We start from the raw sequence: 12,646 nt of genomic DNA, 5'->3' as shown, positions 1-12,646 counted from the left end.
TTTTCATAATCAAAATATTGTATTATTTTAATATAAACAGTAAATAAATTACTTGTTGGCGGGTGATTTAATGAATCTTTCTATAAATGAAAAAGAGCTTAAATTTATTTGTTCGATTATGCAGGAACATACTAAAATGCCCATTCTTTTAGGAATAGATGGTGTCATTAAAAAAATATATTCTCCTTTTTCACGTGAACATCCACTAGTAAACCAACAAGATCTTTACTTACAGCTGCTGAAAATTCCAGAAGTAATTTTAGATATTCCAATCATTAAAACGACTAATGGCCTTGAGTACTATTTATGTATGTACTCTAAGAACCAGGAAGGACAAATGCTTAGTTTTCTAATAGGACCTTGTTTAATGGGAAAATTAAGGGATAAAATTTTGTATCAATTTATCGAAATGCACAAAGTACCTCGTTACTTAAAGGATCCCCTCCAAACCTATTTAGTCTCTTTGCCTATTTATACTGTGTTCGATCTAGCTAGAATCGGTCAGCTCTTTTATTTCTTACTTTTTAGAAAAGGAATTGACACCTCCGAAATCATTCAAGAGGATGGTACATCAAAACCATTCCTATCCTTTGATTTAGATATGGATCTTATGCTAGCAAAGAAAAGGGCTGAAGAAAATTTACATCATGATAATTTAAAGGAAAAGAAACTATATCATTTAGTAAAAGAAGGTCTTACGGAGAAAGTAAAAGAATTTTTTTCTTCTCCTGTGATTTTTGAAGGAGTAGGTACGGTTACCAAAAACAATCCGGTTCGAAATGATAAAAATTTAGCTATCACCATAGTTGCTCTTGCTAGCAGAGCAGCTATGGACGGTGGTCTGCATTCCGAAATTGCTTATACAATAAGTGATATGTTCATTCAGAGGATTGAGGATGATCCTGAATTTAATAACTTGGTATCCCTATCGAAAGAAATTTATTTAGAATACGCCAAACGTGTAAAGGAATTAAAGGAACAAAATTACTCAAAGTCTATTGTTTCTGTCCAACAATATATTTACAATCACCTTTATAAGAAAATAGAATTAGACTCACTAGCCGACCATGTACATCTTCATCCAAGCTATCTTTCTCGATTATTTAAAAAACAGGTCGGACTAACGATTAGCGACTATATTCTTCGAGAAAAAGTAAAAGAGGCCAAAACATGGCTAGATAAATCCGACTTATCCATAACAGAAATAGCCAATCAGTTAAACTTCCATGATCAAAGCCATTTTATTAAAGCTTATAAACGCATCGAAGGCATTACTCCTAAACAGTATCGGTTGCAACAATAAGAACACCATACTTCATTGTCCTTAGTTGATACATAGAATTACTTTTATGAAGGAAATCACCTCATAAATTTTAGTATTAAAAAAGTAGGCACCAACAAAAGTTGATGCCTACCCAATCATTAACAGAATGAATCTTTTGACTTTGGTACAGAAAGTCCAAATAATGGACGAAGGTATAAGGCTACGAACGTTCCAGCTAAAGCAAGAATTCCCCATACATAACCGTGTACGCTGAATGATGCGATACCGCCGAAATAGGCACCAACGTTACAGCCAAATGCTAGACGTGAGCCATACCCCATTAGTAAACCACCAATAATCGATGCAAGCACATTTCCAAGTGTCACTTTTGAAAATTTAAATAGTCCACCTGCAGCTGATGCTAAAAAGGCACCAAGGATTACTCCAAAATTAAGGATTGTAGTTGAATCTGCAAAAATAGATGCTTCTAAAGCTTGTGCATTCGCTCCTTGCCAGAATCCCCAGCTCGTTACATCCATTCCGAAGAATTGCGCTACTTTTGAACCCCATAAGGCAAAAGCAGAGGTAATTCCCCATGGCGTACCACGAGTCATTAATGTTAAAGCGTTAAGTACAGCTAACACGATTGCTGCTGCAAATAATGGCCAAGAACCGCGGAAAATTCGTTTCCAGCCTGTTGTTGTTGGAAGTGGAGCCATTTTTGGTGCTTTTCTTTTTCTTTCCACAACCAACGTAATCCATGCAATTACCCCAAATAATATGATTGATACAAGCCAAGCTCCACCATAGCCAAGACCTGTTGATGTTGCTAATGAAATCGGTGCAAAAGATGGTAGATCATCTGTCCAAAATGACAGATGAGCCGCTCCAATTGTTGAACCAATGATGAAGAATAATAGCGTTACAAACGCAACGGAACGTCCCCCGCCTACTGCATACAAGGTACCGGATGCACATCCGCCGCCTAGCTGCATTCCAATTCCAAACATGAAGGCACCGACAACAAGACTAACACCAACTGGTGATACATAACCTGTTGCTCCTGTTCCAAAGAATGAAATGCCGTATGCTAAGATTGGTGCAAATAACGTTACTGCCACTGCTAACATTAGCATATGCGCACGCAATGCTTGCCCATTACCAACTGATGCAAGTCTGCGAAATGCTGATGTGAAGCCAAAACGAGCATGAAACAATGTATAACCAAGTAAAAGACCTAAAACCAATAATATAGGCTGCATACTCTTTTGTGTCATTATTAAGTAGACTAGTAGAATTGCTGCAACAATAAGTCCACCGATGATTAAAGGCATCTGAGGAGCCTTTAGTCCTTTTTGATGTTCAGGTAGACTCTTTGCATTTTGAGTAGATTGAACGTTTGCTGAAGTTTCCACTCTAAAACACCCTTTCCCCATTAATATAGTCGGAATTACTTTTTTCATCATAAAGTTATTTTAACTTAGTGTCAATATAAAAAATTCCCTTTTTTTATTTTTGTGATAATAAAGCCTTTTCATGTAAATTCATTATTATAACGGGTTCGATTTTAATATGCAAAATTCGAATAAACGGTGTCCCACATATATCAATTCGTATTCTATTAACAAACAACTTACTAGGTTCATTAGCAAAGGAAAATGCTTGGAGCTTATATTTCCCAAGCATTTTGAAAGAATTACCTCTCTCTAATTCATTATTTGGTTTAGAACATGTTCCACTCCATTTTCCACATAAGATTCCAAAACAACTTTATCATTACGATTCAAAAAATAAAAATAAGTTTTAGAATCTCCTTTGATTTTTACAGATACCATCCAATTTTTATTTCCAGGTAAATTGGCTATAAAAGAGTCTTTTTTTATGGTATCTTTCGTATGTTTTTCGGTAATTATTAAATATTTTTCAACTGCATTTTCAGTAGAAATGAATTTATATTGTACATATGCAAAAACAATACATAATATAACCGCTAAACTCGTTAACAGTTTATAGACTTTTTTCATTTTCTCACCCCCCTAACTACAGTGTAATTTTACACTAAAAGAACCTGCGTTGTCATTACCTTTTCTTACTAATTTACAAAACTTGTTATTTATCTTACGTACTAACAGGCTGACAATAACTTCTGTGAAACAGGCATAATGTTTAAGAATTGAGGTGAGGATTCACTTATATCTTAATAAAGTAACCTAAAATAGAAGAAGTCCAATTCAGATACGAATTGGACTGTTAATTGTATTTGTATATTTAGTTTTTGAACTCAAAAAACGAACTCATAACCATTACTACTCCTGTTATTTTCTTACCACATCTTAGATATTATTGATTTCCTTTTTTAACCCACTCAGCAACTGTAACAGTACGTTTTGCTTGGTGTTTTACAGCTCCTTGAACGTCTTCAATCATTTTACCGTCTTGTCCAACTGTTACACTTGTTCCATATGGATTTCCACCTGCTCCGAAAAGAACTGGATCTGTGTAACCTGGAGTAGCAATAATTGCCCCCCAATGCATCATCGAAGTATATAGAGACAATAATGTTGCTTCTTGACCACCATGTGGATTTTGAGCAGAAGTCATCGCACTCACTACTTTGTTAACCGTTTTTCCTGTTGCCCATAATCCACCTTGTAAATCAATGAATTGCTTCATTTGAGATGGCATTGTACCAAATCGTGTAGGAACGCTGAAAATAATGGCATCTGCCCATTCAATATCTTCTGATGATGCAACAGGAACGTCTTTTGTTGCATCCACAGTTGCTTTCCACGCTTCATTGCTGTCGATAACAGTTTGTGGAGCTAATTCTTGTACTTTTACTACTTTAACTTCTGCTCCTGCTTCTTTTGCTCCTTCTGCTGCCCATTGTGCTAGTTGATAGTTTGTTCCACCCATACTATAAAAAACGACTGCTACTTTAACATTTGACATGCTTTCCATCTCCTTTGATTTTCCAAATAATTTGTTTAAAAATCCCATAAGTACACCTGCTTTTATTTATTAACGGAAACTTATAAGAGCCACCTCCACTGAAAGGATATTTCAATGTTAGCTGTTCTTCTTATTCCCTATTATTAGAAATTTATGATTGTTATTTCTCTTTTAACTAGATTAGCTATTAAACGAATGTCGCATACCATTTAGCAGCTGCTTCAACTTCTTGTGCTGTTAGTTGATGGCCTTTATTTTCCCAATGCATTTCAACATTGGCATTGGCAGCCGCAAGCAATGATTGTAACTCTGTTGATTCTTCTGGTGAACAAATAGGGTCATTTGTACCTGCTGCAATAAATATTCCTTTTCCTGTTAAATCAGGAAGAGTAATTCCTCTTCTCGGAACCATTGGATGATGAAGAATCGCTGCTTTTAACGCATCCTGATAATGGAATAATAAGCTTGCTGCAATATTAGCACCATTAGAATAACCAATTGCAATAACATTATCTCTGTCAAATTCATATTTTTTGGCAGCTTCATCCAGAAATTCATTTAATTCTTTTGTGCGAAAAATTAAATCCTCTTCATCAAAGATACCTTCTGCTAAACGCTTGAAAAAACGTGGCATGTCATTTTCTAAAATATTTCCGCGCACACTTAGCACAGAAGCTTCATCATCGATCATCCCTGCAAGAGGCAATAAATTTAATTCTGATCCACCTGTCCCATGCAGCATCAATAATGTGGGCTTTTTGGGATCTTTTCCTTTATTGAAAATATGTTTCATTCTTTCTCCTCCTCAAGAATTCCAACTTGCACATTGGGCAAAGAAGCTGTAAGCTCCGTTCTTTTTTCCTCTAGCCAATCAGGTAGCATAAGCTTCTCCCCTAGATTGCTTAATGGTTCGTCTACAGCAAATCCAGGTCCATCTGTAGCTATTTCAAAGAGGATGCCGCCTTCTTCATGAAAATATAATGCTTTAAAATAGTTTCGGTCTTTAAGCTCTGTTGGATAATATCCCTTTTCTATTAGAGTGGACCTCCATTGCTGAAGCTCTTGTTCATCTCTTGCACGCCAAGCAATATGATGGACCGTACCTGCTCCCATGAGACCACGAACGGTTGGAGATAATTTTATATCAATCACATTGCCTATATATGAATCAGATGAAAAACGCAGATACCCGGCGTCTTCTCCAACACATGTAAAACCTAATATATCTTCAAGCACTTCTGCGGTTTTATTTGGCTGAGCAGAATTTAACGTTGCCCCGCCGAATCCTTTAATCGCAACAGATGAATGAATATCACCTATTTGCCAATTATTTAGTGGCCCTTCCTTTCGTTCTACTAATTCGATGAGAAGTCCATCTGGGTCAGTAAACTGTAAATACTTTTCGTCAAATCTACTGGAACTTTCCACTTCCACGGCAAACCGTTGAAGCCGCCTTTCCCAAAACTCACTGGAACCAACTGGAATGACATAGTTTGTAACCCCAACTTGCCCTGTGCCAATTCTGCCCTTCAACTGTTTTTCCCATGGAAAGAAGGTGATGACTGTGCCTGGATTGCCAGTTTCATTCCCAAAATATAGATGATATACTTCAGGACGATCAAAATTAATCGTTTTTTTCACTAATCTTAATCCAAGAACACTTGCATAAAAATCAATGTTTCTTTGGGCATCATTTACCATAGCTGTAATGTGATGAATCCCTACTGACTTTGCCATCCTTATCCTCCCCCCTTCAAAGAAATTATTTTGGTCTTTCTTTTGTGAAGATTTCTCCAATTTTTGCATAATCATTTCCTGCTAATCTGCTGACTGCACCTAACCCTCTTGGATTAATTCTGCCTTCCTCGTAAATATCTTCCTCGATATGGTATTGTACCACTCTACCGATAAGAAAATCACAGCCAGGCTGGGCATGTTTATCCCCCAATTCTAATGCGTGTTCTAGCACGCATTCCAACCGAATTTTTGCTTCCTTGATGCCAGGCACAGTGATTTTTCTGCTTTCAATTGGTGTTAAGCCCGCCAATTCTATCTCGCTTTCACTTGGAGAAAGGGTTGCTGCCGTTTGATTAATTTGCTCGACATTTTGTTCATCCACAATATGAATAACAAATTCCTTTTTGTTTAAAATGTTTCTTGCTGTATCCTTTTGCTTCCCATTGGAACGCTGGATTGATAAAGAAACCATCGGAGGATTGGATGATACAATATTAAAGTAGCTAAAAGGAGCTCCATTTAAGACGCCTTCTTCTGATAAACTAGTAACAAAGGCAATTGGCCTTGGAACGATGCTTCCAATTAGAAATTTATAATTTTCTCTTTCAGAAATCGTATTTGGGTCAATGGAATGCATCAAATCATCCTTTACAAAGTTAATCGAGATTTCTTACCTCAATTGGTATTAATCTTCGTTCTAACTGCTCTCTATATTGCTCATATTGACTTGGCAGCATTAAATTGTCTCCCATTTTTTCTTGGGATTCATCAATTGCAAAGCCTGGAGGATCTGTTGCAATTTCAAAAAGAATTTCCCCATGCTCTCTAAAATAGATTGCGTTAAAATAGTTTCGGTCTTGAACTGGTGTAACCTGATATCCATTTGCTGAAACATGCTTTTGCCAATCTAATTGATCTTCATCATCCACTGCTCTAAAAGCAATGTGGTGCACGGTTCCAACACCCATTGAACCACTACTACCTGTAGTTACTTTAAGATCAATGACATTTCCAATATCGCTGAAAGAACGGAATCTAACATATTCTCCTTCTTCTCCAACCTTTTCAAATCCCATTACCTTTTCTAAAACTTCCGCTGTCTTATCTGGTTGTTTGGATAAAAGAGTAGCGCCGCCAAATCCTTTAATTGCATGTTCAGGCGATATCTCGCCAAATTGCCAGCTATTGTTTTTTCCTGCTTCTCTTTCCACAATTTCTAGCAATAATCCATGAGGATCAGTAAACGCCAAGTACGTTTCTCCAAAACGCTCTGTTTTGGTAAAAGAAATATGAAACTTTCCTAATCGATTTTCCCAAAATGGAAGTGCACCTTTTGGAACAACATAAGAGGTTACTCCAACTTGCCCATCTCCAATTACACCTTGGCGTGCACCAACCCATGGAAAAAAAGTAATGATTGTTCCTGGATTTCCCCCCTCATCTCCAAAATATAAATGGTAGGTTCCTGGATCATCAAAGTTGACTGTTTGTTTTACTAAACGTAATCCCAATACTCCTGCATAAAAGTCAACGTTCTCTTGTGGATGACCTACGATGGCTGTAATATGGTGAATTCCACTTGTTTTTTTCGTCATTTCTATTCACTCCCATTCTTTTATCATTCTGCTTATTAGTTAATATTAGATAATAGATAGAAAATCATTTATGTGATTTTCATTAAATGTTACTATTAGTACGAATTAAAATATTATTAATTCGAGATATATTTTTTAAAAAAATTACATACTTTGTGCATGAAGACCTAGTTTTTTCAGCTGTTCAATCAGCATTTCTTTTTCTTTTGTTTCCAGTCCGCCACATATCTCTCTCATCGCTGCTTTATGTTTTGGAAAGACTTTGTCCATTAGTTCGGTTCCTTCTTCGGTAATAACCGCATAAGTTATTCGGCGATCTTTAGGACATGGCTTTCTTCTTATTAATTTTTTATTCTCTAATTTATCTACAACATAAGTAATGCTACTACTTGCAATCAGCACTTTCTCACCAATCTTTTGAATAGGCTGCTCCCCTTTGCTGTAGATTAATTCAAGAACAGAAAACTCTGTTGGATTTAGGCCAAGACACTTTATATCTTCTTCTACTCGTTTCTTAATCGATTGCAAAGCTCTCGATAAAACGACAAATACCTTTAAAGATAAATCTTCATCATATGTTAATAATTCCTTATTATCCATGATAATCTCCTTTTCAATTATCTTGAATTCGAGATAATTATATAACAACACAGTTGAAGTTGTCAACTGTGTTGATAAATTACATTTTAAAATGTAATAAAACTCACTAGTGTCGCTCTAAAATAATTCAACACAAATTTTAAAACTGAATTTTCTGCAACTTGATTTTTCCATAAAAAAATCCTTTATAATGGTTTGGTGGTAGTAACCTATCCAAATCCACAATAAAGGACATACGCATGGATAAGTTTACACGAAAAACATCATTTGAACAATGGTTTTCACCGCTTAATCAGACATTATTAGAAGAACAGGTGAAAACACATCAATTAAACTACTATACAAAGAAGCTTTATATGGCTTCCTTTTTGAAATTACTTTTGTATGCGCAGCTCCATGAAACCGAGAGTTTACGGGCTTTGAGTGACGCTGTATTTTCAGACGATTTGCAATGTGCTACAGGGTTGAACTCGATTAGCTTCTCCCAATTAGGAAGACGAATCAATACAATTCCAACTGAGTTCTTTCAAACGATTTTTTTAGATTTGGTCGCCCAAATCCACAAGAAAACAGATTTTGAAAAACGAAGAAAGATTTCGACACCACTGAAAATCATTGATTCGAGTACACTCCCACTTAATTTAACCAATCATACGTGGGCAGAGTTTCGAAAGACAAAATCGGGTGTAAAGCTTCACTTACGCCTCGTGTTCATGGAAAAGGGTTTCTCTTATCCAGATAAAGGAGTGCTTACGAATGCCATCGAACACGATCGAGGTCAGCTAGAAATATTCATTGACGACAAAGAATGCATGTACGTATTCGACCGTGGTTATTTAGACTACGAACGTTTTGATCGCATGACGGATGATGGCTATTTCTTTGTCACAAGACTTCGCAAAAATGCCGTAGTACGAGTACTTGAATCATTTACACTGCCTACACATTCCACGGTTTTATCGGATGATATGGTGGTGATTGGTACAACTCAAAACCGTTCAGAAAACGTGTTTCGTCGACTGAAATTACTTGATACAAAAGGCAAAGAGCTAACGTTACTAACGAATCGATTTGATTTAAGTGCAGACGAAATCGCAGAAATCTATAAATCACGTTGGGCGATTGAACTCTTTTTCAAATGGATGAAACAACATTTGAATATCAAAAAGTTCTATGGTCATAGTGAGCAAGCTGTACACAATCAAGTGTATATAGCGATGATTGTGTATTGTTTGAACGTATTGGCCCAGTTGAACTCGAATAGCGACCGAAGTTATTTACAAATTAGTCGCTATTTAAAAGCAGCTCTCTGGAAATCCGCAAACATTTGGTTACGCAAAATCAAAGGAAAGTGCGTGCCATAAGGGCTGTAACAGTCGTTGTTGGTTAAGTCTCAAGTTATAGTAAAAAAAAGGATGTTTACTACCTTAGTTTTGATGTTTTCATTTTTTCTTAAAAATTGAGGGAATTTAAAACTGAAAATTCAGAACTTATTTATGCGACACTAGTGAATAAAACTATTAAAAATAAATATATCAATAAAGTATCAATGTTAATATGGAGTATTTTTCCCCTATTTAACAATCGCCGTTAATTCTAGTCTTTTTTTTAATTCTTCTAATTTATCTTCTGTCACAAACATAGAAACAATTGGAACTTGTGCCAGTTCATATAACGGTTTTTCGATATGTTGCAAAACAAACGGATTATCAGTTAGATTTGGAAATACCTGATAAAGGATATCTCTTGTTTCATTTGTTCCTAAAAAGTCTTTAATACTGCTTGATGTCGTTAATAATAATGTGTATTCTCGTGTTGAAATATATTCAAAAACATAATATCCAGGTGTTAATTCACAAATTACATTGTCTCCCTCTTGTTTAGAATAAATGCTACAGTCTATAAGTTTCTTTCCATCTAGCATAATTATTTTACGATTTGCATATGGTAGTAACACTTCCGCAGACGTATTAAATGGAACTCTAAACCTAAAAGTCATGGAATTGCTTGACTTTATTTCCCATCCACTTTCAATGAAGCCTGAAGCTGATTGCAAAGTAGCCTTTGCATACTTTAATTGACCATTAGGCTTTGGCTCAAATCTAATCTTTTTAAATCCTGGGGCATCCTCCGTTGGATTAATTCCACACATATGCCGATACATCCATTCAATAATAGAACCGTACGCATAATGGTTCAAAGAGTTCATTCCAGTTCCACTAATGCTACCGTCTGGCAAAACAGAATTCCAACGTTCCCAAATTGTGGTTGCTCCCATTTTAACTGCGTATAGCCAACTTGGAAAATCATCATTCAATAATAATGTATAAGCAAAATCATTCAATCCATTTTTCGATAAAACGTCACATAGATATGGCGTACCGACAAACCCTGTATTTAAATGTAAACCATCTTCCAATAGCTTCATTTTTAAATCCTCCACGATCCGCAAACGTTTATTCTCTGCAACTAAGTCCATGGAAAGAGCAACAATCAATGCAGTTTGTGTATTAATAGCACTTCTCCCATTTTGGGTAAAATATTCTCTATTGATAGCTGCTTTAATTTCATCTGCCAATGCATGGTATTCGTCAGATAATTCCGTCTCCTCTATTATATTTGCTACTTTTGCCACAAGTCGTGTTGAATAATAATAATATGCTGTAGCAATATAATAAGGGTCTGTTCCTCCCATCATACCTTGAGGATCTTTTCCATCTAGAGCTAACCAATCGCCAAAATGAAACCCTTCCTTCCATAGCCGTTTAGAACCAGATTTATCGTCTATTTTTCTTATATAATCTACCCAATCCTTCATTATCGGAAATTGTTCTATTAATAATTGCTTATCTCCATAATGCAAATATAATGTCCATGGAATGATTGTTGCCGCATCTCCCCATGCCGAAGAGCCATGCCCAGTGACAAATCCTGGGTCATTTTCTGGTTTAATAGTTGGCACAATGAACGGCACAGAACCACCAATTCTAATTTGTTCTTCACGTAAGTCATACATAAACTTTTGATAAAAAGCGGAAGAAGTCATATTGTAACAAGCAGTAGATGCAAAAATTTGCGCATCTCCTGTCCATCCCATTCTTTCATCACGTTGTGGGCAATCTGTAGGTACATCTAAGAAGTTACCCTTTTGTCCCCAAAGCGCATTTTGAAATAGCTGATTAACATCATTGTTCGAAGTTTCAATCGTTCCTGTTTCCTGAAGGTCACTATAAATTACACAGGCAGTAAAATCGCCGATCTTTATTTCATTAGAAAAACCAATAAGCTTTACATAGCGGAAACCAAAGAAAGTAAAGTGGGGTTGAATTTCTCTTTCAGTACCATCGGAAATAAAAGCATACTCTGCTTTTGCTGTTCTAAGATTTTCCCTATAAAAACAGTTATCTTGAAGTATTTCTCCATATTGCAGAATAATCTTTTCTCCTTTTGGGATTTTCACATTAAGCCGAACCCAACCAGTCATGTTCTGGCCAAAATCAAGCACCGTTTCTCCAGCTGGAGTATGGATAATATCTATAGGCTTTCTTTCTTCCTTAATTAATACTGGAAGACTTAGCCGCTCTTGTAATTTTTCCGTATTTATTTCAGTAATTGATACATCATACCAATTGTCATCGTTAAAATATGGCTGAGACCAATTTTCTATTTCTTTATTTGCATTATATATTTCTCCATCGTATATACCGCTAAATTCAATTGGAGATATATAGGATTTCCAGCTTTCATCAGTTCCAATCACCATACTAGATCCATCAGCATACGTAATAATCATCTCAGCAATAAGCGCAAACTTCTCTCCATACAATTCGTGATAGCCACCATCAAATCCAAAACGCCCTTTATACCATCCATTTCCTAGGCTAACTCCAATTGCATTACTACCATTTGTTAAAAGATTAGTTATATCATATGTTTGGTATTGCATCCAAAATTCATATGCATTATAACCCGGAGTAAATAACTCCTTGCCAACACGAGTACCATTAATTTCAAAATGATAAAGTCCTACACCTGAAATATATATTCTTGCAGAAGTAACTTCTTTAGATAATTCAAAACTTTTACGAATTATCGGATGACATTCCTTCTCTATATTCGGTGTAATCCAATTGCCACGCCAAGGTTCATCCATTTTTCCAGTTTCAAACCAAGCTACATCACTTACTACCTCTTCCCCTTTATCTCCCCAAACAGTTACTCTCCAAAAATATCGCGTCCTTGGTTCAGGAACAAAATCCGGAGTGTATGCTAAGCTACTAATCTCGTCACTTTTCCCACTATCAAATATCAATTTACGGAAATCTATCGTTTTAGACACTTCTACCTTTGCTGCGACCTGTTTTGTTGATGTCGATGTTCCCTGTTCTGTAATCCAAGAAAAGCTAATATATTTTAAATAAAAACCTAATGGATTTGTAATACTATTTGTTTTTAAACTACTTATTATCACTAATTTAACCTCTCTTCCGTATACTCG

11 protein-coding genes are annotated in these 12,646 nt (G+C 35.9%); 2 read left to right on the top strand and 9 right to left on the bottom strand.

What is annotated here, in order from left to right:
* Window positions 1-70: 70 nt before the first annotated feature.
* Entirely contained in the window at window positions 71-1,303 is a 1,233-nt protein-coding gene (locus AB3U99_RS05445; protein WP_400246120.1) for an AraC family transcriptional regulator, read from the top strand.
* Between the two features lie 119 nt (window positions 1,304-1,422).
* Here AB3U99_RS05445 and AB3U99_RS05440 read toward each other — a convergent pair whose 3' ends face one another.
* The 8 genes from AB3U99_RS05440 to AB3U99_RS05405 all read right to left on the bottom strand — a co-directional run bounded on the left by AB3U99_RS05440 (window position 1,423) and on the right by AB3U99_RS05405 (window position 8,148).
* Window positions 1,423-2,679, bottom strand: a complete 1,257-nt coding sequence (locus AB3U99_RS05440) for a YeeE/YedE family protein (RefSeq protein WP_400246118.1) — start codon at window positions 2,677-2,679, stop codon at window positions 1,423-1,425.
* Window positions 2,680-2,970: 291 nt separating this feature from the next.
* Complete coding sequence (locus tag AB3U99_RS05435) at window positions 2,971-3,288, bottom strand: hypothetical protein (RefSeq protein WP_400246116.1); 318 nt, start codon at window positions 3,286-3,288, stop codon at window positions 2,971-2,973.
* A gap of 316 nt (window positions 3,289-3,604) precedes the next feature.
* Complete coding sequence (gene wrbA, locus AB3U99_RS05430; protein ID WP_400246114.1) at window positions 3,605-4,216, bottom strand: NAD(P)H:quinone oxidoreductase; 612 nt, start codon at window positions 4,214-4,216, stop codon at window positions 3,605-3,607.
* Between the two features lie 187 nt (window positions 4,217-4,403).
* The gene (locus tag AB3U99_RS05425) at window positions 4,404-5,009 is read right to left on the bottom strand and encodes an alpha/beta hydrolase (protein ID WP_400246112.1); all 606 of its coding nucleotides are present in this window, start codon (window positions 5,007-5,009) and stop codon (window positions 4,404-4,406) included.
* Window positions 5,006-5,953 (bottom strand): ring-cleaving dioxygenase, encoded by a 948-nt coding sequence (locus AB3U99_RS05420; protein ID WP_400246111.1) that lies wholly within the window; start codon window positions 5,951-5,953, stop codon window positions 5,006-5,008. Before AB3U99_RS05420 ends, AB3U99_RS05425 begins: the two co-directional genes overlap by 4 nt.
* Before the next feature lie 25 nt (window positions 5,954-5,978).
* The gene (locus AB3U99_RS05415; RefSeq protein WP_400246109.1) at window positions 5,979-6,590 is read right to left on the bottom strand and encodes a flavin reductase family protein; all 612 of its coding nucleotides are present in this window, start codon (window positions 6,588-6,590) and stop codon (window positions 5,979-5,981) included.
* A gap of 19 nt (window positions 6,591-6,609) precedes the next feature.
* Window positions 6,610-7,548, bottom strand: coding sequence for a ring-cleaving dioxygenase (locus AB3U99_RS05410; RefSeq protein WP_400246107.1), 939 nt, complete (start codon window positions 7,546-7,548; stop codon window positions 6,610-6,612).
* A gap of 144 nt (window positions 7,549-7,692) precedes the next feature.
* Entirely contained in the window at window positions 7,693-8,148 is a 456-nt protein-coding gene (locus AB3U99_RS05405; RefSeq protein WP_400246105.1) for a MarR family winged helix-turn-helix transcriptional regulator, read from the bottom strand.
* Between the two features lie 239 nt (window positions 8,149-8,387).
* Here AB3U99_RS05405 and AB3U99_RS05400 point away from each other — a divergent pair, with 239 nt between their 5' ends.
* Window positions 8,388-9,512 (top strand): IS4 family transposase, encoded by a 1,125-nt coding sequence (locus tag AB3U99_RS05400; RefSeq protein ID WP_400246103.1) that lies wholly within the window; start codon window positions 8,388-8,390, stop codon window positions 9,510-9,512.
* Between the two features lie 209 nt (window positions 9,513-9,721).
* On the opposite strand, the gene AB3U99_RS05395 is transcribed toward AB3U99_RS05400, so the two are convergent.
* The gene (locus AB3U99_RS05395) at window positions 9,722-12,619 is read right to left on the bottom strand and encodes a family 78 glycoside hydrolase catalytic domain (RefSeq protein WP_400246101.1); all 2,898 of its coding nucleotides are present in this window, start codon (window positions 12,617-12,619) and stop codon (window positions 9,722-9,724) included.
* Window positions 12,620-12,646 lie beyond the last annotated feature (27 nt).

Origin of the sequence: Niallia tiangongensis, assembly GCF_044704065.1 — a bacterium.
Classification (GTDB): Bacteria; Bacillota; Bacilli; order Bacillales; family Cytobacillaceae; genus Niallia; species Niallia tiangongensis.
This window is presented reverse-complemented; position numbering and strand designations above follow the sequence as displayed.